Origin of the sequence: Pseudomonas sp., assembly GCF_048269965.1 — a bacterium.
Lineage (GTDB): Bacteria > Pseudomonadota > Gammaproteobacteria > Pseudomonadales > Pseudomonadaceae > Aquipseudomonas.
This window is the reverse complement of sequence record NZ_JBLWTV010000025.1, coordinates 39593-63427: the sequence shown is the minus strand read 5'-3', so window position 1 is coordinate 63427 and position 23835 is coordinate 39593. Positions and strand designations below refer to the sequence as shown.

Here is a 23835-nt window from a genome sequence, read left to right as displayed (position 1 = left end):
GAATTGCTTGACGACCATAGAGCGTTGGAACCACCTGATCCCATCCCGAACTCAGTAGTGAAACGACGCATCGCCGATGGTAGTGTGGTGCTTCACCATGTGAGAGTAGGTCATCGTCAAGCTCCTATACGAAACCCCAGATCGCCAACGCGGTCTGGGGTTTCTTCTTTGTGCGCAAAAAATGGCGCGTGGTGGTGAGAGTCCCGGAGCGCCGGCCACCGGAGCGCCGGCCGAGCCTTCGTCAAGCTCCTATACGAAACCCCAGCTCGCCAACGCGGTCTGGGGTTTCTTCTTTGTGCGCTGGAAAACAGGGCGCCGTAGGGTGCGGGCATCCCGGTGCGCACGGCGCACCCTACGGGGAGGTGCATTCAGGTGCACGGCGTACCCTACGGTATGTCGGCGCTTGGCTCCGCTCGGGTAGAATGCGCGAATTCTGCAGGGGACTTTCATGTCTGACTCGCCGCCCGATCCTTCCTTGTCATCCTTGCCGATCGAGCAACTGGTCGCTTGCCATGAGTGCGATCTGTTGATGCGCAAGCCGATGTTGCGGGACGGGGAAAGTGCCGAGTGCCCTCGCTGCGGTTATGAACTTTTCAGCCACCGTCATCATGTCGTGCGGCGTAGCCTGGCCTTGGTGCTGACGGCTCTGTTGCTCTATATCCCGGCCAACTTCCTGCCGATCATGCAGCTCAACCTGCTGGGGCAGACCTCGCAGGACACTGTATGGAGCGGTGTGATTGGCCTGTATGAAAGCGGCATGCAGGGTATCGCTGTCGTGGTGTTCCTTAGCAGCATGGCCGTTCCGCTGCTCAAGTTGCTTTGCCAACTGCTGGTGCTGCTGAGTATTCGTATGGATTTCGGTCGTAGCTACGGTCTGTTGCTCTACCGGGTCTACCATCACATGCGTGAGTGGGGAATGCTCGAGGTCTACCTGATGGGTATCCTGGTGGCGATGGTGAAGCTGATGGACCTGGCTGACCTGAGCCTCGGTCTGGGATTGTTCTGTTTCATCGCGCTGTTGCTGGTGCAAGTCTGGCTGGAGGTGACCATGTCACCGCATCAGATCTGGGAAGCGTTGTCCGGGGAGGATATCCATGCGGGCGATTGATGCAGGGTTACTGGTCTGTCACGAGTGCCATCAGCTCAATCCGACCGACGTTGATGCCAGGCATCAGCACTGCAGCCGCTGTGGTGGCCAGATTCATGCGCGCCGGCCCAATAGCCTGGTCAGAACCTGGGCCTTGCTGCTGACGTCGGCGATTCTCTACATCCCAGCTAATCTGCTGCCTATCATGACCGTCAACAGTCTCGGCAAGGGTTCGCCTGCGACCATCATGGGCGGCGTACTGGAGCTCATACACTTTGGCATGCTGCCCATCGCGGCGGTGGTCTTCATCGCCAGCATTCTGGTGCCGACTTTCAAACTGGTGGGGATTGCGCTGTTGTTGTACTCGGTGCAGCGGCATCAACCCATGTCCGCGCGCCAGCGCATTCTCATGTACCGCTTCATCGAGTGGATTGGCCGCTGGTCGATGCTTGATATTTTCGTCATCGCCATTCTGGTGGCGGTGGTGAATTTTGGCAGCCTGGCCAGCATCGAAGCTGGAGCCGGCGCCGCAGCTTTTGCCAGTGTGGTGATTCTGACCATGCTGGCTGCACTGACTTTCGACCCTCGCCTTATCTGGGATAACACGGAAACCGATCATGACTGACCTTCCTCTGGCCAAGACGCGTCCTGCTTCGAACTGGTCAGCCATCTGGGTATTGCCCTTGCTCGCGCTGGCGATAGGGGGCTGGTTGGGCTGGCGTGCCTATTCCCAGGCCGGCATTGAAATTCAGGTGCTGTTCGCGAACGGTTCCGGCATCCAGGCCGGCAAGACCGAGGTGATCTTCAAGGGGATCGCGATCGGCAAGGTCACCGAGCTGACGCTCGATCGCAGCGGAGAGCGGCGTGGGGTGATCGCCACGTTGGAGATGGACAAGGAGACTGAGCCCCATCTGCTCAGTGGTACGCGTTTCTGGCTGGTCAAGCCGAGCGTGACCCTGGCTGGCATTACCGGTTTGGAAACACTGGTATCCGGCAACTACATCGCGGTCAGCCCGGGCGAGGGTGAGCCGACCCGCAAGTATACCGCATTACCTGAGGCGCCGCCGCTGGCAGACGACGTGCCTGGGCTGCATCTGACGCTCAAGGCCGAGCGCCTGGGCTCGTTGAACAGGGATAGCCCGGTGTTCTACAAGCAGATTCAGGTCGGCCGGGTGAAGAGCTACGTGTTGGGCGAAGATCAGAGCACGGTTGAGGTAAAGCTGTTCATCGAGCCGCAATATGCGAGCCTGGTGCGCAAGCACACGCGTTTCTGGAACGCCAGTGGCGTTTCGATCGATGCCGGGTTGTCCGGGGTCAAGGTGCGTACCGAGTCGCTGGCCAGCATCGTTGCCGGGGGGATCGCCTTTGCCACGCCTGAACACCGCAAGGACAGCCCGGCCACAGACCCGAACATTGCCTTCCGCCTCTACGAGGACTATGACGCCGCACAGGCGGGTATCCGCATCTCGTTGAAGCTGCACGACTTCGAGGGGCTGGAGCCGGGACGCACGCCGGTGATGTACAAGGGCATTCAAATCGGCCATATGAAGACGTTCAAGGTCGATGCCGATCTGGGCGGCGCTCAGGTGGAGCTGATGCTTGATCCGCGCACCGAGGATTACCTGGTCGAAGGCACCGACTTCTGGGTGGTCAGGCCATCCATCTCGCTGGCCGGCATCACCGGTCTGGAGGCGCTGGTCAAAGGCAACTACATCGCCATTCGTCCTGGCGAGAGTGGCAATCCGCCGCGCCGCGAGTTCGAGGCGCGGGCCAAGGCACCGCCACTGGATCTGGGCGCGCCGGGCTTGCACCTGGTGCTATTCAGCGATGCACTCGGGTCGATGGAGGTGGGCAGCCCGATCCTTTACCGGCAGGTCAAGGTGGGCTCGGTGCAGAGCTTTCAGTTATCGCGTGACGACAGCCAGGTGGTACTGGGCGTGCACATCGAGCCGGAGCACAGCCATCTGGTCAACACGTCGAGCCGTTTCTGGAATGCCAGTGGCGTCACCCTCAAGGGTGGGCTGTCGGGGGTGGAGGTGAAAAGCGAGTCGCTGCAGACCCTGCTGGCCGGTGGCATCGCCTTCGAGACGCCGCAGCCGCAAGCGGCCAGGAGCGATCGACGGGTGCAGCGTTTTATCCTTTACGCCAATCGCGAGAGTGCGCTGCAATCGGGGCAGCAGATCAGCATTCGGGTCAGCAACGGCGACGGTCTGCAGCCTGGTACGGCGATTCGCTATAAAGGACTGGAGGTTGGCAAGGTGGAGAGCATGAGCCTCACCGACGATCTGCAGGGCGTGGTGTTAGGGGCGCGAATTACCCAGGCGGCCGAGCGTATCGTTCGCGAAGGCACGCAGTTCTGGGTGGTGAAGCCGGAACTGAGCCTGACACGCGCAGCGAATCTCGGCACCCTGGTCAGCGGTCAGTATCTGGAAGTACAGCCCTCCACGCAGAACGGCGCGCGCCGTACCGAATTCACCGCATTGGCAAGCCCGCCGAATCAGGCGGTGCGCGAGGAAGGCTTGCGCCTGGTGCTGAGCGCGCCACGGCGTGGTTCGATCAAGCCGGGGGTGATCGTCAGCTACCGCGAGGTGCCGGTGGGCAAGGTGGTGGATTTCGAACTGGGGCCGACTTCGGATCGCGTGTTGATTCATGTGCTGATCGAGCCGCGTTATGCGCCGCTGGTCCGCTCGGGCAGCCGCTTCTGGAATGCCAGTGGCATCGGTGTCGATGCCGGGCTGTTCAAGGGCGTGAAGGTGCGCACCGAGTCGCTGGAGGCGCTGCTCGAAGGCGGTATTGCCTTCGCCACGCCGAACAATCCGGAAATGGGTGGGCCGGCGCAGCCGGGGCAGACGTTTGCGCTGTTCGACGAGCCGCAGGATGTCTGGATGCAGTGGGCACCGAAGATCGTGCTGGAGTAGGGGCACGCTCGATCGATGCAGCGGCTGCCATGGTGGATGTGAAAAGCGATATCCACCCGGGCATAAAAGCTCGCGGCTGAAGCCGCTCCTACAGGTACATCCTGAACTGTGGGAGGGGCTTTAGCCGCGACAGGCCGTCAGGCTGGTTCGACCGCTTCGGCCTGCTGAGGCACCTCGACCTTGGCACTTTCGCGCGGCTTGATGAATTTCCAGTCCGCCTCGTCGATGTAGATGCCGTTGGGACCGCTGCCGCCTTCCAGGTCGATGGCCACGTGGGCCGAGACCTGCGGCTTGACCGAGGCCAGGATCGGTACGAAGCCGAGCTGCAGGCTGGTCTCGATCAGCGCCTGCTGGTTGCGCTCGTCGATGTCCGCGGCCTCGTCGAGGTAGTAGGGAAGGCGCACGCGCCCGGCCTGCTCGCGATCCATCAGGTGCAGCAACAGGTACATGTTGGTCAGCGCCTTGATGGTCATGGTGGTGCCGTTGGATGCTGCTCCATCGATGTCGGTGTGGATGATCGGCTGGCCATGCACCTTGGTGATTTCGAAGGCCAGTTCGAACAGGTCCTTCAGGCCCAGCTGGTTGCCGTTGGCCGCCACCAGGCGCGACAGGTAATCCTTGGCTTCCTCGTTCTTCGCGTCCTGATCGGCCGATTGCGACAGGTCGAACACCGACAGGGTTTCGCCTTCCTCGTACTGGCCGGCGCTGTGGATGATCTGGTCGATATGGCGCAGGGCTTCCTTGTTCGGCGCCAGAACGATGCGGAAGCTCTGCAGGTTGGAGACCTGGCGCTTGTTGATCTCACGGTTGAACAGTGCCAGCTGGTGCTCGAGGTTGTCGTAGTCGCTGCGGATATTGCGCAGGGTGCGTGCGATATCGGTGACTGCCGCACGGCGCGCCTTGGCCAGGGTCAGGGCTTCGTCCTGGCGGTGGGCGTAGGCGTTGACCAGCAGTTGCAGGCGGCGCTCGACGTCGTCCTCGCTGTCGAACTTGGCCACGCCTTTCAGGCGAACCTGGGCGTAGAGCGCTTCGATCTGGCCGTCGATGCGTTGCAGCGCCTGCCAGGTGTCCTGGTAGTCGTTGAGCAGCGGCAGCAGGTTGTCCAGGCTGTCGTCGACGGGTTCCATGAATGGTGTGCCGAAGGGCAGATCGGCCGGCAGCAACTGGCGACGGCGCAGGGCGTCTTCCAGGGTGCGTTCCTTGGCTTCCAGGTCGGCCAGTTGGCGGCCGACCAGCTGCAGCTTGGCGGACAGCTGCTGCACGCGCTCGGCGAAGGCATCGCTGGCACGTTTGAGTTCATCCTGGGCGCCTTCCAGCTCGGCCAGGCGCTCCAGCTTCTGCGGCTCCTCGGCGGCCAGGGTCTGGCTCTTGCGGAAATCTTCCAGCGCTTTCTGCGCATCCAGCACGGCCTGGTACAGCTTCTCGGCCTGGGCCTTGCTGGCGGCGCGGTCAGAGGCGACCGACTGCTGGGTCTTGAGCTGCTTGAGTTCGCGCTCCAGGCGATCCTTCTGGTCACGCAGGGCGGCGCGGTCGGCCAGGGCCTGCAGTGCTGGCGGTTCGATATGGCTGAGGTCGATGGACAGGCCCGGCACGGCGAAGGTGTCGCCCTTGAAGCGATCGAGCACCGCTTCGACGGCCTTGACCCAGTCGTCGCCTTCGGCCTGGATGCCTTTCTCGCCGAGCGGCAGGCTGAACAACTGGCCGTTGAACAGGCGCATCAGGCGGTCGACGTCGGCCTGGCTGAATTCCTCGCGCAGGCGCGAGTAGCTGTTGTTGTCGGCGTGATCGAGCTGCTGCTTGACCGACTTGAGGCGTTTTTCCAGATCGCGCAGGCGTTCGTCCAGGTCTTCGCTGGAGAACTGGCGGGACTGCGCCAGGGCTCCGGCCAGTTCGTCGTGGGCGTCCTTGGCGGCGAGCAGTTGCTCTTCCAGTACCTTGGCATCGTCCACCAGGGCGAAGCGGTTCTTCAGCACTGAAAGCTCGCCGAGCCAGCGCTGGATCTCGCTGATCTCGCGTTCCAGGCGCATCAGCTCACTGGTACCGCCACGCTGTTCGTTCTGCAGGCCGTCCTGCTCGTTGCGGTAATGCTCGGCCTGGATCACCAGCTCTTCCTTGCGCGCATCGGCGTAGTCGTGCCAGGTGCCCAGCAGGTTGTCGAGCAATGGCGACAGGCGGTGCAGCTTGCCACGCAACGTCTCGCGCTGAGTGACGCCCGAGGCCAGCGCCTCGATCAGCGGGCCGGCGGTGACCAGGGCCTGGTAGTCCTGTTCCATGCGGCGTACGTCGCGGAAGGCTTCTTCGGTGGCGGCGATGTAGTCGACGCTGCCGGAGCGCAGGCTGTGCTCGAAGGCATCGAGGAACAGCTGCTTGAGCTTGGCCGCAGTGATCTCGCGCATGTGCAGCAGGTTGATGAACAGCGCGCGGAAGGTCTTCAGGCTCTGCTCGCTGGTCGAGCGCAGCGGGATCAGGGTCAGGTCCAGCGGGATGCTGGTGTGGCCGCCGACCAGCAGGCGCCGCAGTTCGTCGGGTTTCAGCTCGTAGGCGGTGATGCCGGCCTGGCCGAGGTTCTTGAACAGTTCGCGTTGACGCAGGCAGGTACCGTTGTGCTGGTAGTGCTCCAGATCCAGCTCGCCGGCGTAGGCGAAGAACTGGTGACCGAAGCCACCACCCGGGCCGCGACCGGCCACGCCGATCACGTGCGGGCCATGGGGCAGGGCGACTTCGACGAGGATGTAGCTGGTGTCGCTGGCGAAGTAGAACTTGCGCGAGGCTTCCAGGCTGTACTTGCCGAAGCTCATGTCCGACATGCGCGCCAGGATCGGGAACTGCAAGGCGTTGATCGAAGCGGACTTGCCCAGGTTGTTGGCGCCGTAGACCGACAGCGGGTTTTCCAGCGGGAACAGACCGAGGCTGTAGCCGGCGGTGTTCAGCAGGGCGAAGCGGCGGATGCCGTAGCGTTCCTGGCTCATGCGTCCATCTCCTGTGCAGCGCGTTCGTCGGCCATGGCACGGGCCAGGGCGTCTTCCTCGGATTCTTCGATATCGATGGCCGCGGTCGTGTCGGCATCGCCGTCATCGTCCAGCAGCACCGGCGCCGGCAGCGGCAGGTCGCTGCTGTGCAGGCTGGCGGCCAGGTCGCGATCGTGCTGCACCGACAGGCAGACGTCGAGGAAACGGTGCATCGGCGGCAGGAAGCGGTACACGCCGTTGCTGTCCTCGGCGAAGCCGAGCTGGATGAGGCGGCGGATGATCTTGTCTTCCAGCTCCTCGAAAGTGGTTACCTCGGCCTGCAGGAACAGGTCGCGGTACTTCTCCAGCAGCGCCGGCAGCTCGTCGCGGCCGATGCTGCCGCCGTCGAGCACGGAGAGCGGGTCGCGGCCCTGGTCGGCCAGGTGCTCCACGAGAATGAAGGTGAACAGCGCCAGGCGCTGGGCGGTCTTGTTCACCTGCGGCGCGACCTGCTCGGGGACGAAGTAGTAGAAACCGCGCGGGTCGCACACCAGCTCGAAACCGAGGGCGCGGAACAGCGCGCGGTACTGGTCCTGCATGCTGGACAGCTGGGCGTAGCACTCCGGCTCGCTGCGCGAGATGTGGTAGCCCTTGAACAGGTCGCGGAAGGCGGCCGCGAGCTGGGTCATTTCTTTTAGATCGATGTTCATGGCAATCCGTTGGCTAGTGGAGCCGCGTAGGGTGCGCCGTGCGCACCGGGTCGTCGGTTATGGTGCGCACGGCGCACCCTACGGAGTCTTGAGCAGGGCATAGGAGCTGAGGCTGACCTCGTGTTCGCGGGTCAGGTACGGGCGGCGCTCCAGGCGTTCACGCTGGAAGCGCGACTCGCGTGACAGGCGCGAGAACCAGTAGAGCAACTCGTCGGTCGCGCCTTCCGGCTCCTGTTCCAGCAGCCAGGCCATCAGGTCCGGCAGCGGCAGGGCCTGTTCGCAGCGCTCGATCATTTCCCGCGCGGTTTTCGGCGCCTTGGGCGCGCCGCCCTTGCGGCTGCCGCTGGCCTTGGGGAAATGCGCCGGCTTTGCTTCGAAACGCGCCAGGGCATAGACGTAGGCCTCTACCTGGCTGGCACTGCCCAGGAAGTTGCTCTGCGGTCGAGTGAACAGCGGCATGGCGGCCTGTGGCACAGCGTCGATGCCCTTCTTGCGGATCACTGACAGCGCCAGTGCCGCGCCACGTGTCACGGCGTTGTGCCGGCGCGCTTCCTCGCGTAGCGGCAGCAGCAGCTCGCGAGCCTTGCGCAGTGTCAGCTGGGCGGTGGTCTGCATTTCCAGGATGCGTGCGTGGGTGCGCAGCAGCAGGTCGTCGTCGACCAACTGGCCGAGACGCTGCTGATCGCCGAGCAGGCGCAGCAGCACCTGTTCGACGCGGCGCACGCCCTGCTCGAAGGCGCCGTCGGCGGCGACCAGCTGGATCATCGGCTCGACGTATTCGTCCCAGGTGGCGAGCACTTCGGCATAGCGCTGGCGCAGAGGAATCTGCCGATCCGAGGTCTTGGCGCGGTCGGCCACGCTGACCAGCGCCTGTTCGTCGTTGGCCAGCTTCTTCAATACGTCGCGTACGCGCATGTCGAGCAGGCGCAACTGGCGCGCCAGGTCGTTGGCATCGCGTACTTCGAAGGCGTCCTGGATATAGCCGGCCAGGCGCTCCAGGTGGCGCAGATAGGCTTCGATCTCCAGACACAGGCCCAGGCGGTGCTCACGGCGCAGGTAGGCGAGAAAGTCGTGGATCTGCGCGTTCAGCTCGAAACGGTTGGGGCTCTTGGCTACCGGCACCAGGATGTCCAGACGAATCCAGGTGTCGAGCAACGCAGTGGTGTCGCTGGGCGTGGCGTCGGGCAGTTGCGCGGTGAGCTGGCCGCGCAGCTCCACCAGGCTCAGGGTGCCGGCGTCGAAACGCTCGCAGAGCGGTTCGAGCAACGTCCAGTGTTCGGCGAGGGCGCGCAATACGCGCTTGGGATCGATCATCGAGGCGCCGGTTCCAGGCAGGTTGAAAGCGGCGATTGTACTGCAAGGTGGATGCCGGGTTTGAGTCCGAATCGATCAGAGGCAGGTGACGCTATTCGGCACATTGGGACGGGCTGTGCGTGGGAAGCGCTGGCAAGTGCTTGAAAAGCCGAGAAAACCTGGGTTTTAGAGGTGGCACGCTTTCTGCCGTGGTTAGCCATGAACCTGTTTGTGGAGCCCCTGATGTCTGCCCTTGCCTTGAGTGTCGATGCCCGTTGGCATGAGCTGCAGCACCAGCGTGACCTGAACTGGGACCTGCACGCCATTACCGACCGTGCCCAGGCCATCGCTTTCCTGCGGCGTTTTGAAAACCGTCTGTGCATTTACTCCAGCTATGTCGGGAAGCTCTACAGCAACTACAGCTTCGTGGTGCCGCAGGACGAGCAGGGCGGTATCACCATCCTGCCGGACGAGATGGCCTGGCATGACACCTTTCACGATATTCCCGCCGATGCCGTGGAGCCCACTGGCGTGCACATCCTGCCGGGTGAAACGGTGGGGTTCGACGGCCTGTACCTGAAGGTGCCAGGCGAGTCGCGCCTGATTGCCTCGCGCGAACTACCGTTCCAGGCCGGCTTGCGTCTGCTGATCGAGCGCTATCGAGCGCGCGGCGAGCATTTTCTGCCCGTGCTGGTGAAAGGCGATCTGCGTGAATACGAGGCGCGGATGCCATCGTTGCATCTGCACCGCATCAATCCCGCCAAGCTCGCTCACTGCTCGCGCTTGAGCATCGACAGCATCCGTGGCGCCATCGCCGAGCATTTGCTGAGCCTGTTCCGTCAGCATTGAGCACGGCGGATGTTGCGCCAATGCGATCCGCGCCAGCCCTGTCCGCTCTGGGTGGCGCAGGTGGTGGGCAGGCCTTGCCCGGTCATATCACTGTAACCGCTCGGCCGTAGGGTCTTCGCTCAGCCAGGCCAGACTCCGGTCATCACCGGTTGTACAAAAAATCCCCAATGCCCTTTCGATATTCGCCGGTTATCGGCACAATTCGCGTCCACTTTTTCCCGGGGGCTGAAAGGGCACCTCTAAAAACGTAGGCGAGGCCTTCAGCGCAAGGCAAAAACAGGCGAAAAACGGTCGGAGTCGCGTTCGACTTTACGAGTAGTAAATGAGCATTTTGAGCCTGTTTTTAACGCAGCGATGGCAACGCAGGTAGTTTTTTAAGGTGCCCGAAAGACCTCCATTGATTGACCTTGCTGGGGCGACGAGATGATCCAGACGCCGTACTACCTCATCGACAAACAGAAGCTGCTGGTCAACCTGGAGAAGATCGCCTACGTGCGCGAGAACTCCGGTGCCAAGGCGCTGCTGGCGCTGAAATGCTTCGCCACCTGGTCGGTGTTCGACCTGATGCAGCAGTACATGGACGGCACGACCTCGTCGTCCCTCTACGAGTTGAAGCTCGGTCGGCAGAAGTTCGCCGGCGAAACCCACGCCTACAGCGTGGCCTGGGCCGACGACGAGATCGAAGAGATGGTCGCCAACTGCGACAAGATCATCTTCAACTCCATCGGCCAGCTCGAGCGCTTCGCCGAGCGGACCGAGGGCACCATCCGCGGCCTGCGCGTCAACCCGCAGGTGAGCAGCTCCGATTACCTGCTGGCCGACCCGGCGCGGCCGTTCAGCCGCCTGGGCGAGTGGGACCCGGTGAAGATCGAGCAGGTCATGGGGCAGATTTCCGGCTTCATGTTCCACAACAACTGCGAGAACGGCAGCTTCGAGCTGTTCGACAAGATGCTCACCACCATCGAGGAGCGCTTCGGTCACCTGATCGCTCAGGTCGAGTGGGTCAGCCTCGGCGGCGGCATTCACTTCACCGGCGAGGGCTACCCGATCGATGCCTTCTGTGCGCGTCTGAAAGCCTTCTCCGAGAAATACGGCGTGCAGGTATATCTGGAGCCGGGCGAAGCAGCGATCACCCTCAGCGCCTCGCTGGAAGTCACCGTGCTCGACACCCTGTACAACGGCAAGCACCTGGCCGTGGTCGACAGCTCCATCGAAGCGCACATGCTCGACCTGCTGATCTACCGCCTCAATGCCAAGATGGCGCCGAAGGACGGCGAGCACACCTATATGGTGTGCGGCAAATCCTGCCTGGCCGGCGATATCTTCGGCGAATACCAGTTCGACAAGCCGCTGCAGATCGGTGATCGCCTGTCGTTCATCGACGCGGCCGGTTACACCATGGTCAAGAAGAACTGGTTCAACGGCCTGAAGATGCCGTCCATCGTGGTGAAACAACTCGACGGTAGTGTCGAGGTGGCGCGCCAGTTCGAGTTCGACGATTACCTGTCCAGCCTCAGCTGACAGGTCCAGGTCACGTAGGGTGGACGGCGCTTCATCCGTCCACCGTTTGCCAAGCGATGGTGGATGAAAAGAGCGTCATCCACCCTAGGGCAACGCGCTTTTTTCCAACGCAGTAACTATCCAAAAACGCAGTTCCCTGGAGGTGAAACAATTGAAGAAGAATGTTCTGATCATTGGTGCAGGAGGTGTTGCCAAGGTGGTGGCCCATAAGTGCGCGCAACACAATGACGAGTTAGGTCGCATTGCAATAGCGTCGCGCAACATCTCCAAATGCCAGGCCATCATCGACAGCGTGCAGGCCAAGGGCGGTCTCAAGCAGCCCGGCGAGATCAAGGCCTATGCGCTGAACGCCCTGGACGTGGAAGCGACCAAGGCACTGATCCGCGAGACCGAATCGCAGATCGTCATCAACGTCGGTTCGGCGTTCCTCAACATGTCCGTGCTGCGCGCCTGCATCGACACCGGCGTCGCCTATCTGGACACCGCCATCCACGAAGATCCGAGCAAGATCTGTGAAACCCCGCCGTGGTACGGCAACTACGAGTGGAAGCACCTGGCCGAATGCCAGGAAAAAGGCGTGACCGCCATCCTCGGTGTCGGCTTCGACCCGGGCGTAGTCAACTCCTATGCCGCTCTGGCGCAACAACAGTACTTCGACACGATCGAGTCGATCGACATCCTCGACGTCAACGCCGGCTCGCACGGCAAGTACTTCGCCACCAATTTCGACCCGGAAATCAATTTCCGCGAATTCACCGGCACGGTCTACAGCTGGCAGAACAGCCAGTGGACCAGCAACAGCATGTTCGAAGTCAAACGCACCGACGATCTGCCGGTGGTGGGCGAACAGAACCTGTACCTGACCGGCCATGACGAGGTGCACTCGCTGTCCAAGCACCTCGACGTACCGAACGTCCGCTTCTGGATGAGCTTCGGCGACCACTACATCAACGTGTTCACCGTGCTGAAGAACCTTGGCCTGCTCTCCGAGCAGCCGGTCAAGACCGCCGAAGGCCTCGAAGTGGTGCCGCTCAAGGTGGTCAAGGCCGTGCTGCCTGACCCTGCCTCGCTGGCGCCGGGCTATACCGGCAAGACCTGCATCGGCGACCTGGTCAAGGGCACCAAGGATGGCCAGCCGCGCGAGCTGTTCATCTATAACGTGGCCGACCACGAAGACGCCTTCGCCGAGACCGACAGCCAGGGTATCTCCTACACCGCTGGTGTGCCGCCAGTAGCCGCCGCGCTGCTGGTCGCACGTGGCGAGTGGGATGCACAGCGCATGGTCAACGTCGAGCAGCTGCCGGCCGAGCCGTTCCTCAAGCTCCTGGATGTGATGGGCCTGCCCACCCGCATCAAGGACGAGCACGGCGATCGTCCCTGGGATCAGTAAGCCCAGGTGAACCCCGAAAGCCCCGCTGCGCGAACAGCGGGGCTTTTGCTTTATGGGGGCAGACATTGTTTGCTCGCAATCGCGCCGCGACGCTTCCCGCTCCGGCCATTTCACGCGACAATCCGCCTTTGTTGAAAATCCTCTCTCTGGAGCGCCTGTGATTCCCGAACAGCGCCGTCGCGCCTACCTCGACGCCATGCAGGTGGCCACCTGGCTGCCGCGCACCGAACTGCCCTTTGCGGCGGCGTCGCGCCTGGAGCTGCTCGAGCCGCAGCAGGCAGAGGTGTTCGAGCCTGTGCCAGAGCCTGTTGCCGTCACTCCGGCAGCCGTGCGTGAGGCGCCGGTCGAGCGGCCGAAGATCGAGATTCCGCGCCCTGGCGCCCAGCCGCGCACGGTGATGGCCGAAGTGCCAGCGGCGGAGGCGGAACCGGTCGAGGAAAAACCGGCTCGCGTCAGTGCGCCACCGCCGCGTTTTTCCCTGCAGTTGCTGCGCGCCGGCGACTGCGCGCTGTTGGTTGAGCTGCCCACTGGCCAGCCTTTCCAGAGCCGTGACCCGGCCTACATCCTGCTCAAGGATCTGCTGCGCGCCGCGGGCCTGCCGGACAGCCCGCAGCTGCTTGGCGAACCGGTGCGCTGGCCGCTGCTGGTGCGCGGCAATATGGATCAAGGCCCGCAAGCGGCGCTGGAATTCGTGCAGAGCTTCGTGGCTGCGCGTCTGGAGGAGCAGCCGAGCGCCTGCCTGTGGCTGGTGGGGCTGCCGGCCATTCGCTTTGCCGGCGAAGGCGACGAACACAGCTACAACCGCGAACTGCAGGTCGAAGGCCTTGGCGCCTGCTGGGCCTTGCCAGGCCTGGAACTGTTGATGGAAGAGCCAGCGCGCAAGCGCGAACTGTGGCAGGCCATGCGACGCGTGCGTCAGCGCTGGTCAGCCTCCGCTCGTTCCTGAGAACCCCCGTCTTTGTGCCCGAGTTACGCCCAATGAGCGATGCGATTACCTTCCGCCCGATGACCGAGGCGGATCTCGATGCCGTGCTGAAGATCGAATATGCCGCCTTCAGCCACCCCTGGACGCGTGGCATCTTCACCGACAGCCTCAAGTCCTATAACTGCTGGCTGATGTTCGAGGGCAATCAGCAGGTCGGCCATGGTGTGATCAACCTGATTCTCGACGAAGCGCACCTGCTCAATATCACCGTCAAGGCGGAAAGTCAGGGCCGTGGCCTCGGCCTGCGCCTGCTCGAACACCTGATGAAAGAGGCGTACGAGTTGGGCGGCCGCGAGTGTTTCCTCGAAGTGCGCGCCAGCAACCAGAGTGCCTATCGCCTGTACGAGCGCTTCGGCTTCAACGAAGTGGGGCGTCGGCGTGATTACTATCCGGCAGTGGGTGGGCGCGAAGATGCGCTGGTGATGGCTTGCACACTGGTCGATTGATTAACAGCGTAGCCCGGATGCAATCCGGGAAATCGTTGCCCCGGATTGCATCCGGGCTACGGTCTGGCCGTTTGATCGCACCAGGCGTTTCACCCCGGATGCCCATCCACCCGCGCCCGACACAGCATCGGCGCGTAATGCCAGGCGAACAGGGCGAAGGCCAGGCCCCAGCAAAGCGCTGCCAACCCTAGCCACCCGCCACCGGCCGCGACCCGGATCAACGCGCCCAGATTGAGCAGGCCGAAGGCCCAGGTCATCGCGCCTGGTGGTTGCAGGGCGCGCCCGGTGTGGCCGAGGCTGACCCGCGCCATCATCGCCAGGATCAGCCCGCCCATCGCACCCACCGCCAATGCGTGGCTGGCCAGGCTGGGTTGTGTCAGCCAGCCCAGGTGCCAGGCCGCCATGCCGAGGCTGGCGATCAGCAGCCAGGTGTAGGCCAGATGCAGCGACCACAGCAGCGGCACGCGCCAGATGCCCGGCAGGTACCAGCGCCACAGGCGCAGGCCGTGCAGCACGCTCAGCACGATAAAGGGCACGGCCAACCAGGACCGGGCCTGCAGGTTATGTCCGCTGGCAAACAGTGCCGCGACCAGCACGCCGCAGGCCAGCAGTAGACGGTCCAGCCAGGGATGGGCGGCGAAGGCCTCGACCCGCCCCAGGCCGCGCTGCGTGAAGAAGGGGATCACCCGTCCACCGATCAGGCCCAGCATCACTGCAATCAGCCACAGTGCGGCCAGTGCCCCTCGGCGTTGCAGGTCGCCATCTCCGCTTGCCAGGCCAGCGAGAGTGAGGGACTGACACAGGGCGAGCAGGCTCAGCACCAGCAGAATCGGGTAGTTGTTGCGCTGTTTTGCGGCAAGCAACTGGTGCGCCATCTGTGCGATGAACAGGCCGATAAAGGCCAGTTGCAGGGTGATCAGCACCGGCAACGGCGCGGGGGCGAACCAGGCCAGGCGCGCCGCCAGCCACAAGCCGAACAGCGCGATCAAGGGGCGCCCGCCGAGGCCGGGGCGGCCCGTCCAGGTCTGCACGGCAGTGAGCAGAAAGCCGGCGATGATCGCCAGGCCGAAGCCGAAGGGCATTTCGTGGCGATGCCAGGCCAACATGCCGCCGGGCACCGCTGGGTTTGTCAGGCCGTGCAGCACCGCCGCCCAGAGGGCGACGGCGAGCAGGGCGAACAGGGCGCCAGCGAGGAAGAACGGCCGAAAGCCCAGGCGCCAGAGCGGCGCAATGGCCAGGGCCTGCTGGCGATCAAGCAATTGCATGAGCACATGCCCTGTCGTTCAGGCGCTCCTGAGCGATCAGACGCAGCACGTAGCCGATCTTCAGTACGCTGGGGCCGATCAGTGTCAGGCTGTGGGCCAATACCAGTGTCGGCACATTCAGGTGCTTGTCCAGGCAGTAGGCCAAGACCAGCCCGACGAGCAGCAGAATCAGGCCGCCCCCGAGCAGTTGGCTGGACAGATGAAGAATGTGCGCAGCTGGAAGATTGAGCGGATACATGGTTTACCTCCTGATTGATCAGCTATCCAGTGCCGAAGCCGGGCCGAAGAATTCGTAGCGGCTTTGCTCGGCGGGAACGCCCAGTGCCTGCAGATGACGCTTGACCTGAGCCATGAAGGGTTTCGGCCCGAGGAAGTAGGCGTCCAGATCGCGCTCGGCCGGCAGCCATTGCTCCAGCAGATCGCGGCTCAGAAAACCGCTGGCGTCGGCCTGGTCGCCGTCCCGCGGTTCGCTGTAGCAAACGTAGTGACGGATCTGTGGGTGTTCGGCGGCATGGGCATCGACCCAGTCGCGGAAAGCGTGCACCTCGGCATTGCGCGCGCAGTGGATGAAGTGGATGGGACGGCCGCTGTGCCGCGCCGCGTCGAGCATGGCCAGCGCCGGGGTGATACCGACGCCGGCACTGATCAGGGCCAGCGGCTTGTCCGAGGCGCTCAGGGTGAACTCGCCAGACGGCGGGAACAGTTCGAGTTCGTCGCCGACCTGAACGTTATCGTGCAGGTGATTGGAGACACGGCCGCCGGCCTCGCGCTTGACGCTGATGCGATATTCGCGACCGTTGGCCAGGGCCGACAGCGAGTAGTTGCGGCGCACTTCTTCGCCATCCAGCAGCAGGCGCATGCCGATGTACTGGCCGGGTTGATGGTCGAGCAGGGCGCCGCCATCGACCGGTACAAGGTGAAACGAGGTGATCTCGGCGCTCTCGGCTACCTTGCGCGCCACGCGGAAGGCGCGCGCGCCGCGCCAGCCGCCCGGCGCCGCTGCATTCTCGGTATAGAGCTGCTCTTCGGCGCCGATGAAAATATCGGCCAGTTGCTGGTAAGCCACGGCCCAGGCTTCGATCACCGCGTCGGTGGCGATCTCGGCACCCAGCACCTCGCGGATCGCGCGCAGCAGGCAGCCGCCAACGATGGGGTAGTGCTCGGGGAGAATCTGCAGGGCCACGTGTTTGTTCACCACCTGACGCACCAGCGGGCCGAGGGCTTCGAGGCGGTCGATATGGCGGGCGTACATCAGTACGCCGCCTGCCAGGGCGCGCGGCTGGTCACCGCTGGCCTGGTGGGCCTGGTTGAACAGCGGGCGCACCTCGGGGTGCTCGCTGAGCATCATCCGGTAGAAGTGGGTGGTCAGCGCCTCGCCGCCGCTTTCCAGCAGCGGCACGGTGGCTTTGATCAGGTCGCGTTGAGCATTGGTCAGCATAAGGGTATCTCCGCAGGGCAAATAAAGACGCCGGTGTGGCTCGTCTGGCCAGTTGTGGCGTGCTAGCGTTAGCGATAGATACCTATCAGTAAGCGTGCCAATTAAATAATCCTTAAATATCAGCTGCTTACTTGTTTTGTTGTGTTAATGACTCGCTTTGCATGTGGGTCATAATGACTTTGAGTAGTCTAAATGACCGCTAATCCTCTGCTGGAAACGCTTATTCCCCTGGTCGCCGATCTGTCTCGCGAGTTGGACGACGGCGAACGTTATCGTCGCCTGCTCGCGGCCCTGCGTCAGTTGTTCCCCTGCGATGCCGTGGCGCTGCTGCGACTCGACGGCGAAATCCTGGTTCCCCTGGCGGTCGAGGGGCTGAGCCCCGATACCTTGGGGCGGCGCTTCAAGGTCAACGAGCATCCACGCCTGGCTGCGTTACTGGAACACGTCGGGCCGACCCGTTTCGCCGCTGATTGCGGCCTGCCTGATCCCTACGACGGTCTGGTCGAGGGGCTGCATGGCCACCTGGAAGTACACGATTGCCTGGGCTGCCCCTTGTATCTGGACGAGCGGCTCTGGGGCCTGCTGACCCTGGACTCGCTCGACCCGGCCAGCTTTGGCCGGCTCGATCTGGACAGCCTCGATGCGTTCGCCAGCCTGGCCGCGGCTACGGTCAAGGTCAGCGAACGCATCAGCGGCCTGGCGCAGCGGATTGAAGCCGAGCGCCAGCTCACCGAGTTGTACAAGCAGGCTCGCCAGCAACCGCGCGAACTGGTGGGGCAGAGTGCGGCGCTGCGCAAGCTGCAGGACGAGATTCGCCTGGTCGGTGACAGCCCGCTGACGGTGCTGATCACCGGCGAGACCGGGGTCGGCAAGGAGTTGGTGGCCGAGGCGATCCACGCGGCTTCGCCACGTGCGCAGCGCCCGCTGGTCAGCATCAACTGTGCGGCGTTGCCCGATGCGCTGGTGGAGAGCGAGCTGTTCGGCCATGTGCGCGGCGCCTTTTCCGGGGCCATGAACGAGCGCAGTGGCAAGTTCGAGCTGGCTGATGGCGGCAGCCTGTTTCTCGACGAAGTGGGCGAGCTGCCCCTGGCGATCCAGGCCAAGCTGCTGCGTGTGCTGCAAAGCGGCCAGTTGCAGCGGGTCGGCTCGGATCGCGAGCACCGCGTCGATGTGCGGGTGATCGCTGCCACCAACCGCGATCTGGCGGCGGAGGTGCGCGCGGGGCGGTTTCGTGCCGACCTGTATCACCGTCTGAGCGTTTACCCGTTGCCGGTGCCGCCGCTGCGCGAACGTGGTCGCGATGTGCTGTTGTTGGCCGGCTACTTCCTCGAGGAGAACCGCGCTCGCCTCGGGCTGCGCAGCTTGCGCCTGAGTCCTGAGGCGCAGAAGGCGCTGCTCGGTCATGACTGGCCGGGCAACGTACGTGAACTGGAACACCTGATCGGCCGTGCGGCGATCAAGGCACTGGCGCGCCACGGCGAGCGCCCGCGCATTCTCAGCCTGGACGTGCAGGACCTGGATTTGCCGACGGCCCAGGCGATGGCTGCCTTCGACGACGTGCCGGCGCCCGTTGATCTGCCCCCGGCAGGCCTGGAACTGCGTACGGCAGTGGATGTTTTCCAGCGCCAGCTGATCGAGCAGTGCCTGGCGCGCCATCATGGAAAATGGGCCGACGCGGCGCGTGAGCTGGGCGTGGATCGCGCCAACCTCAGTCGTTTGGCCAAGCGCCTGGGCATTCGCTAGGGTGCGCTGCGCGCACCGGGGCCATCGGTGCTGGCTGGCGGTGCGCACCCGTTCGTAGCCCGGATGCAATCCGGGGATTGCCGGCTTCGGACTGCATCCGGGCTACAGATACGAAGGGTTATCCCTGCTGGAACACCAGCGCCTTCAGGTCGCTGTTCGGATCGATATCCGCAAACTCCGGCGGGTTGTCCAGGCGCCGTTCGAAGCGCAGTTGCGGCACTTGCTCGGTCATGCTGTCGATCAGAAATGATGGGCCGATATCCGGTGAATTGACGCAGGCCAGCACCGTGCCGCGCTCGGTGAGCAGCTCGGGTAGGCGACGCAGGATCTTGCGGTAGTCCTGGGTGAGGGCGAAGCTGCCTTTCTGGAAGGTCGGCGGATCGATGATCACCAGATCATAGGGCCCGCTCTTGCGCACCTTGCCCCAGGATTTGAACAGCTCGTGGCCGAGAAACTCCACCCGGCTCAGGTCGTGGCCGTTCAGGCGGTGGTTGTCGCGCCCACGGGAAAGCGCGGCGCGTGCCATGTCCAGGTTGACCACTCGCTCTGCGCCGCCTGCGATGGCCGCGACGGAGAAGCCGCAGGTGTAGGCGAACAGGTTGAGCACGCGCTTGCCGCGCACTTCTTCCCGAACCCATTGCCGTCCGAGGCGCATATCGAGGAACAGCCCGCTGTTCTGCTTGCTGCCCAGGTCGAGCAGGTAATGCAGGCCGTGCTCGGTGATCTGCCACTGCGTCTGCGGTTCGCCGGCCAGCCACTCGCTTGCGCTGCCTTCGCGATGACGATGTTGCAGCAGCAGGCCGCGTGCACCGCTGTGCTGCCACTGCGGTGAGCGAGTCAGCTCGTCCAGCAGTTCATACAGGGCGGCAAGGTGCTGCGCTTCGGGTTCGCGAAACAGCATCACCAGCACGATGCCTGACAGCCAGTCGACGGTGATCTGCTCCAGTCCAGGCCAGCAGCGACCACGGCCATGGAACAGGCGGCGGGTTTCCGCGCCGGGGTGGTTTTCCAGTGCCTGCAGCAGGTGCTCACGCAGGACGGCAAGGGCAGCGTCAGTCATCGCGGGTCAGCACTTCCAGCAGCTCGATCTCGAAGGTCAGGTCGGCGTTGGGTGGAATCGCGCCCATGCTGCGCTCGCCATAACCCAGGTGCGCGGGCACCTGCAGTTTGCGTTTGCCGCCAACCCGCATGCCCATCAGGCCCTGGTCCCAGCTTTTCGGTTTGTGATATTGCGTTATCATGACCCCTTTACACCCCTCTCCCTTGGGAGATTCCCCCTCTGATTCAGGTTGCGCAGTATGACAAAGCAAGCAATCCCCTACATTCGATTTTCCAGCTACAGGCAAACCGAGGGTGATAGCTACAGGCGACAGGCTGAGCTGATAGACAGGTGGTTAGCCCAACACACTGAGTACACACGCTCGAACCTGACATTTGAGGACCTAGCTAAGAGTGGCTTTTCTACACATGCCGGTAAGGCCGCATCAGGCTTTTTAAAGATTCGTGAAGCTATCGAAGCAGGGGCGATCCGGGCCGGCGACTGCGTGTTACTGGAGGCAATCGACAGAGCGACACGGCGCGGCGCATTGGATGCTTTCGATTTGTTGGCGCCCATTCTGCGAGCTGGGGTATCCATCGTGACGATTGATGATGGAACGGAATACACAGAGCAGAGTTTGAACGGGACACAGATATTTCTACTGGTGGCAAAACTTCAAGCTGCACATGGCTACTCTAAAACGCTTTCAGAGCGCGTATCAGCGTCTTATGATGCAAGACGTACCAAGGCTAAGGGTGGGGAGAGAATTAAGCGTCATACGCCCGTATGGCTCGATTCAGAGGGTGGTGTAATTGAAGATGTGGCACAGCAAATCCGCCTTGTATTTGATTTGTATGTTTCTGGTGTTGGCAAACATTCAATTGCATCAAGAATTAGGCAATCTGGTGTTGAGAAATTATCTAAATGTTCAGGACCAACAGTTCAAGGTTGGTTAACTAATCCTGCTTCTATTGGAGCATGGGCTAACACTGATAGCACGGGAGATTTAATCCATGGTGTTTATCCGGCAATTGTAGAGCCCGAAACATTCCATCTTGTTCAGAAGCTTCTAACAGAGCGTAAAACAGAGCGGAAACGCACAAGTAAACACTTTCTTGTCGGATTGGTGAAATGTGCTCACTGTGAGGCGTCAATGGTGTTTCATTCAGTGAAGGGGATTCCTTCTGCCATGCGTTGCCTCACTCACCATAGGCTCAAATCGGCTGGGTGTATTAATAATAAATCTATCCCTATAAACATCATCAAGCTTGTGCAAGTGTTGACGTCAAACAGAGCATTCAAGCGGGCATTGGCAAAACAAACCTTATCCAACACTGACAAGCGTAGAATCACCTTAGAAGCTGAAATAGCACAGGCAACAACAGAGATTAACAAGTTGGTGGTGCTGGCGCTGTCTGTTGATCTACCAGAGATTCAAAGCAAGCTGATAGCATTGAAAGCCGATAGGGAAGCATTGGAGGTAGAGCTTTCTTCCCTGAACACTGGAGACATTATTGTAAGTGAATCTTTGACAGTGTTGAGGGAGGAAAGCTCATTAATGCATTCTGACCCCGTTGTGTTGAATGCAATGCTTAAAGATGTTGGATATGCAATTAAATGCGATAGGGATGGCCGTATAACAACCACTGAGGGGAGAGGGCAATGGGAATATCTAGGTGTGAAGAGAAAACCAAAGAGCAACAGCACAGAGGCGTACAGGCTCTATGAAAAGCCTTACACCATGATTATGGTGAATCCTGATCCCTCTATCGAAGTGCCAGCTATCCACACAACTGACTTGCTGTCAGAAGCAGAAACAAACATTCGATATCAGAAATATTCAGGGCTTGTCTTGTCAGCTATGAATGGTGGTGGTGGTGAAGAACATCTAGACACGCCATATGTCAGGATTATCAGAAAATGAATTCCCCATTCCCCGCCAGAAATAAAGTTGTTTTTGGTTAGGCAAATATATTTCTGATTAGAGAAATATCATGTTGGGGATATTGTATTGATATCTGCTTTGCTTAACGGTGTGGACAACTCCCACTCCCTTCTTTTTCTATAATATCAAAATATCTGTTCATTACAGGAAATGCTTTATAAGGCCTCTAGGAGGCCCTACAAGGCGTTTTAAGCTCATAGGGCTACCATCGTACTATCTTGCATAGAAAAGCGCTGTATGAGGCTATCTGGTGGCTTATACGCTGCTTATGCACCTCAGATAACAAATTCATGGTAACTAGCGTCAATCTCGCTCTGAGTGAGGCCAATGTAAGCCATCGTCACCGCTGGACTTGAGTGATTCAACACTTTACAGATGAACTCAATAGGCCGGCCTGCGCTGTGCATCAACCAACCACGGGTTTTGCGCATGGAATGTGTGCCTAGCTGAATACCCAGTTCATCCCCTACGGCCTTGAACGCAACGGCGACAGCCACACGGCTGACAGGCTTACCACTGGCCCTGTTGCTCTCTACTTCAAACAGATAGGTGTGGTGAGGGTGTGCGGCGCGGCGCGCTCTCACTATGTCCATTGCCTTGCTGTTCAGCTCGATAGAGCGTGTCTTATTGGTCTTCCCTTCTTTCAGCACCAGACGACCCGACAGAGCCTCATCATAGGTGATTGTGAGTAAGTCGGTGATCCGTAGCGCCACCTGAAGGCCAAAATTCCAAATGTCAGCATACAGGCTGTTGCCACGTGCATTTAGGGTGAGCTTATGGGCAATTTGTTGCACCTCAGCTTGAGTCTTGACGGCTTCTACGGCTTGCATGGTATTCCTCTCTATTTATCTGGCCTGGCTAATTAACACAAAAAATCTGATAGATGCAGAATACCACCGCTAGACACGAAGTCAAGAGATACGGTGCTTTGCTAGTTTACAAAATAGGATTCTGTTAATTAGAAGCCATTTCGAGATGATGGCCAGACACGGCAGCATTTGCCGACACACAACACAAACAAGCAGAGAGGGGAGGATTCTGCTTAACACAAAGATCAAGCAGCAGCAGAAAGAATGAGGGGTGTAGCTATATTGAATGTTGGGAGGGGAGGGGGATGCTGTATGTGCCCCCCCCGTTATTCCCTATTATTCCCGCATTTTTATGGGGTTATTTCTGGTGATACAGGATTATTTCAGTTGAAATTCAGGTAACTGTCAAACAGTTCTGCTGCTTCCTTCTCAAGCTCATCCATCAACTTTTGCTCTTTCTGTTCTGCCTTCTCAAGCTCTTTGCGCTCATGGTTGGCTTTGCGCTGAGCAATTAGCTTGGATTTTGCTTGCTGCACTTCGTCACGAATCCTATTTTCATACTTCGTCTTCACGTTAGCTTTGACCACTTCCAAATCCTTGTCGATTTCAGCCTGCTTCTTTTTGAAAGGAATCAGATATGGGTCAGTACGATGATGGCCGTGTGTGAGGTGTTCATAGCCCTGTTGTGTCAGTTCCACAATGCGCTGACACGCAATCATGAAACTTGATTCAGTGATTAGAAATGTTGCATTCCCAGGGGCTGCTAACCACTGTTGGCACGCAACCTCTTGTAGCTGTTTAAGCTCTTCAGCATTGAATTGTGTAGGCATTTTCACTGTGCATTCTTTGTCATTGATAATTGTTTTACTCATTTATATTTCTCCTATGTGATTAGCGCTTGTTAATCATGAATTGTCTAAATTGCTTAACCATTGATTTCTTCCTAACTTCTTCCTCACTCAATGACTTGCTAACACTTGCTGTGGTGGTGTTGTTCGTGGTGCTTTTAGCGATCACTGGCTTTGCTGGTGATGGCTTGCTGGTGAAGATATCAGCCACTGTTGGCTGTTTGTTTGGATGTTTGTTCATCCAAGCATTGTATGATGCTAACGCCTCTTTCGATGCCGGAATATACTTTGATGACTTAATGTGCATCTCAATATCTGTGTGGATTACACCAGTGATTACTGATTTGCTTAGTACAAAATATTTCATGTTTTAATTCTCCATTGTTGTTATTGGGCGTATGCCCGTTATTTGTGTTTGTATTGGTATTTACTGATGAATAAGAATAAAAACTAAAGCATCCCTGAACACAACAGCATTTCTAACTGAAGGAATGCAGTCAGTATTTAGATATCATCATAATTCAGTGTTGGGCTTTTGCTTCTGCTTTTCTTATGTTCTTATGAGCAAGCAGCGCGAGCGAAATAAGAACATGCTTTTATT

The 23835-nt window shown here is 60.4% G+C and carries 20 protein-coding genes, 1 rRNA gene and 1 pseudogene; 11 read left to right on the top strand and 11 right to left on the bottom strand.

What is annotated here, in order from left to right; translation table 11 throughout:
* Positions 1–6 precede the first annotated feature (6 nt).
* From rrf to ACN0X6_RS21950, 4 genes are all read left to right on the top strand, one after another.
* Positions 7–122, top strand: a 5S ribosomal RNA gene (gene rrf / locus ACN0X6_RS21965).
* A 326-nt stretch (positions 123–448) separates the two neighbouring features.
* Positions 449–1108: a paraquat-inducible protein A gene (locus tag ACN0X6_RS21960; protein ID WP_417707231.1), complete on the top strand. Its 660-nt coding sequence runs from the start codon at positions 449–451 to the stop codon at positions 1106–1108.
* Positions 1095–1712 carry a paraquat-inducible protein A gene (locus ACN0X6_RS21955; RefSeq protein ID WP_417707229.1) on the top strand — a complete coding sequence of 206 codons (618 nt, stop codon included), beginning with the start codon at positions 1095–1097 and terminating at the stop codon, positions 1710–1712. Before ACN0X6_RS21960 ends, ACN0X6_RS21955 begins: the two co-directional genes overlap by 14 nt.
* On the top strand, positions 1705–4005 hold the full coding sequence (locus tag ACN0X6_RS21950) for an MlaD family protein (protein ID WP_417707227.1): 2301 nt from the start codon (positions 1705–1707) through the stop codon (positions 4003–4005). Before ACN0X6_RS21955 ends, ACN0X6_RS21950 begins: the two co-directional genes overlap by 8 nt.
* Before the next feature lie 137 nt (positions 4006–4142).
* On the opposite strand, the gene mksF is transcribed toward ACN0X6_RS21950, so the two are convergent.
* The 3 genes from mksF to mksB form a co-directional block, all read right to left on the bottom strand.
* Complete coding sequence (gene mksF, locus ACN0X6_RS21945; RefSeq protein ID WP_417707225.1) at positions 4143–6974, bottom strand: Mks condensin complex protein MksF; 2832 nt, start codon at positions 6972–6974, stop codon at positions 4143–4145.
* Complete coding sequence (gene mksE / locus ACN0X6_RS21940; RefSeq protein WP_192984611.1) at positions 6971–7663, bottom strand: Mks condensin complex protein MksE; 693 nt, start codon at positions 7661–7663, stop codon at positions 6971–6973. Before mksE ends, mksF begins: the two co-directional genes overlap by 4 nt.
* Positions 7664–7741: 78 nt before the next feature.
* Positions 7742–8977, bottom strand: coding sequence for an Mks condensin complex protein MksB (gene mksB, locus ACN0X6_RS21935; protein WP_160019889.1), 1236 nt, complete (start codon positions 8975–8977; stop codon positions 7742–7744).
* Between the two features lie 222 nt (positions 8978–9199).
* Between mksB and ACN0X6_RS21930 the strand changes: the two genes are divergently transcribed.
* From ACN0X6_RS21930 to rimI, 5 genes are all read left to right on the top strand, one after another.
* Entirely contained in the window at positions 9200–9805 is a 606-nt protein-coding gene (locus ACN0X6_RS21930) for a hypothetical protein (protein WP_417707222.1), read from the top strand.
* A gap of 423 nt (positions 9806–10228) precedes the next feature.
* On the top strand, positions 10229–11326 hold the full coding sequence (locus ACN0X6_RS21925; RefSeq protein ID WP_417707220.1) for a carboxynorspermidine decarboxylase: 1098 nt from the start codon (positions 10229–10231) through the stop codon (positions 11324–11326).
* A 151-nt stretch (positions 11327–11477) separates the two neighbouring features.
* Positions 11478–12716, top strand: coding sequence for a saccharopine dehydrogenase family protein (locus ACN0X6_RS21920; RefSeq protein ID WP_417707218.1), 1239 nt, complete (start codon positions 11478–11480; stop codon positions 12714–12716).
* Positions 12717–12873: 157 nt separating this feature from the next.
* Positions 12874–13662, top strand: a complete 789-nt coding sequence (locus ACN0X6_RS21915; protein WP_417707216.1) for an energy transducer TonB — start codon at positions 12874–12876, stop codon at positions 13660–13662.
* 32 nt (positions 13663–13694) lie between these two features.
* Complete coding sequence (gene rimI, locus ACN0X6_RS21910) at positions 13695–14147, top strand: ribosomal protein S18-alanine N-acetyltransferase (protein WP_417707214.1); 453 nt, start codon at positions 13695–13697, stop codon at positions 14145–14147.
* Between the two features lie 89 nt (positions 14148–14236).
* Here rimI and ACN0X6_RS21905 read toward each other — a convergent pair whose 3' ends face one another.
* The 3 genes from ACN0X6_RS21905 to hmpA are packed head-to-tail and all read right to left on the bottom strand — an operon-like array spanning position 14237 to position 16850.
* Positions 14237–15412, bottom strand: a complete 1176-nt coding sequence (locus ACN0X6_RS21905; protein WP_417707212.1) for an NnrS family protein — start codon at positions 15410–15412, stop codon at positions 14237–14239.
* Positions 15399–15650: a transmembrane sensor/regulator PpyR gene (locus ACN0X6_RS21900; RefSeq protein ID WP_417707210.1), complete on the bottom strand. Its 252-nt coding sequence runs from the start codon at positions 15648–15650 to the stop codon at positions 15399–15401. The genes ACN0X6_RS21905 and ACN0X6_RS21900 overlap by 14 nt, the downstream gene beginning before the upstream one ends.
* Before the next feature lie 18 nt (positions 15651–15668).
* Entirely contained in the window at positions 15669–16850 is a 1182-nt protein-coding gene (hmpA, locus tag ACN0X6_RS21895; RefSeq protein WP_417707208.1) for an NO-inducible flavohemoprotein, read from the bottom strand.
* 192 nt (positions 16851–17042) lie between these two features.
* Between hmpA and norR the strand changes: the two genes are divergently transcribed.
* On the top strand, positions 17043–18593 hold the full coding sequence (gene norR / locus ACN0X6_RS21890; protein WP_417707206.1) for a nitric oxide reductase transcriptional regulator NorR: 1551 nt from the start codon (positions 17043–17045) through the stop codon (positions 18591–18593).
* 118 nt (positions 18594–18711) lie between these two features.
* On the opposite strand, the gene ACN0X6_RS21885 is transcribed toward norR, so the two are convergent.
* Both ACN0X6_RS21885 and ACN0X6_RS21880 read right to left on the bottom strand, forming a co-directional pair.
* On the bottom strand, positions 18712–19653 hold the full coding sequence (locus ACN0X6_RS21885; RefSeq protein WP_417707205.1) for a class I SAM-dependent methyltransferase: 942 nt from the start codon (positions 19651–19653) through the stop codon (positions 18712–18714).
* Positions 19646–19810 (bottom strand): annotated as a pseudogene (locus ACN0X6_RS21880) (FKBP-type peptidyl-prolyl cis-trans isomerase); the annotation flags it as partial. The pseudogene ACN0X6_RS21880 and the gene ACN0X6_RS21885, both read right to left, overlap by 8 nt.
* Before the next feature lie 81 nt (positions 19811–19891).
* Between ACN0X6_RS21880 and ACN0X6_RS21875 the strand changes: the two are divergent.
* Positions 19892–21556, top strand: a complete 1665-nt coding sequence (locus ACN0X6_RS21875) for a recombinase family protein (RefSeq protein WP_417707204.1) — start codon at positions 19892–19894, stop codon at positions 21554–21556.
* A gap of 296 nt (positions 21557–21852) precedes the next feature.
* On the opposite strand, the gene ACN0X6_RS21870 is transcribed toward ACN0X6_RS21875, so the two are convergent.
* From ACN0X6_RS21870 to ACN0X6_RS21860, 3 genes are all read right to left on the bottom strand, one after another.
* Positions 21853–22407, bottom strand: coding sequence for a tyrosine-type recombinase/integrase (locus tag ACN0X6_RS21870; RefSeq protein WP_417707202.1), 555 nt, complete (start codon positions 22405–22407; stop codon positions 21853–21855).
* 362 nt (positions 22408–22769) lie between these two features.
* Entirely contained in the window at positions 22770–23258 is a 489-nt protein-coding gene (locus ACN0X6_RS21865; RefSeq protein WP_417707201.1) for a hypothetical protein, read from the bottom strand.
* Positions 23259–23277: 19 nt separating this feature from the next.
* On the bottom strand, positions 23278–23601 hold the full coding sequence (locus ACN0X6_RS21860; RefSeq protein WP_417707200.1) for a hypothetical protein: 324 nt from the start codon (positions 23599–23601) through the stop codon (positions 23278–23280).
* Positions 23602–23835 lie beyond the last annotated feature (234 nt).

Excerpts from the sequence above, each read along its gene's own strand:
- ACN0X6_RS21960 (WP_417707231.1), top strand. The coding sequence starts at position 449 with ATGTCTGACTCGCCGCCCGATCCTTCCTTGTCATCCTTGCCGATCGAG.
- ACN0X6_RS21955 (WP_417707229.1), top strand. The coding sequence starts at position 1,095 with ATGCGGGCGATTGATGCAGGGTTACTGGTCTGTCACGAGTGCCATCAG.
- ACN0X6_RS21950 (WP_417707227.1), top strand. The coding sequence starts at position 1,705 with ATGACTGACCTTCCTCTGGCCAAGACGCGTCCTGCTTCGAACTGGTCA.
- mksF (WP_417707225.1), bottom strand. The coding sequence starts at position 6,974 with ATGAGCCAGGAACGCTACGGCATCCGCCGCTTCGCCCTGCTGAACACC.
- mksE (WP_192984611.1), bottom strand. The coding sequence starts at position 7,663 with ATGAACATCGATCTAAAAGAAATGACCCAGCTCGCGGCCGCCTTCCGC.
- mksB (WP_160019889.1), bottom strand. The coding sequence starts at position 8,977 with ATGATCGATCCCAAGCGCGTATTGCGCGCCCTCGCCGAACACTGGACG.
- ACN0X6_RS21930 (WP_417707222.1), top strand. The coding sequence starts at position 9,200 with ATGTCTGCCCTTGCCTTGAGTGTCGATGCCCGTTGGCATGAGCTGCAG.
- ACN0X6_RS21925 (WP_417707220.1), top strand. The coding sequence starts at position 10,229 with ATGATCCAGACGCCGTACTACCTCATCGACAAACAGAAGCTGCTGGTC.
- rimI (WP_417707214.1), top strand. The coding sequence starts at position 13,695 with ATGAGCGATGCGATTACCTTCCGCCCGATGACCGAGGCGGATCTCGAT.
- ACN0X6_RS21905 (WP_417707212.1), bottom strand. The coding sequence starts at position 15,412 with ATGCAATTGCTTGATCGCCAGCAGGCCCTGGCCATTGCGCCGCTCTGG.
- ACN0X6_RS21900 (WP_417707210.1), bottom strand. The coding sequence starts at position 15,650 with ATGTATCCGCTCAATCTTCCAGCTGCGCACATTCTTCATCTGTCCAGC.
- hmpA (WP_417707208.1), bottom strand. The coding sequence starts at position 16,850 with ATGCTGACCAATGCTCAACGCGACCTGATCAAAGCCACCGTGCCGCTG.
- norR (WP_417707206.1), top strand. The coding sequence starts at position 17,043 with ATGACCGCTAATCCTCTGCTGGAAACGCTTATTCCCCTGGTCGCCGAT.
- ACN0X6_RS21885 (WP_417707205.1), bottom strand. The coding sequence starts at position 19,653 with ATGACTGACGCTGCCCTTGCCGTCCTGCGTGAGCACCTGCTGCAGGCA.
- ACN0X6_RS21875 (WP_417707204.1), top strand. The coding sequence starts at position 19,892 with ATGACAAAGCAAGCAATCCCCTACATTCGATTTTCCAGCTACAGGCAA.
- ACN0X6_RS21870 (WP_417707202.1), bottom strand. The coding sequence starts at position 22,407 with ATGCAAGCCGTAGAAGCCGTCAAGACTCAAGCTGAGGTGCAACAAATT.
- ACN0X6_RS21865 (WP_417707201.1), bottom strand. The coding sequence starts at position 23,258 with ATGAGTAAAACAATTATCAATGACAAAGAATGCACAGTGAAAATGCCT.
- ACN0X6_RS21860 (WP_417707200.1), bottom strand. The coding sequence starts at position 23,601 with ATGAAATATTTTGTACTAAGCAAATCAGTAATCACTGGTGTAATCCAC.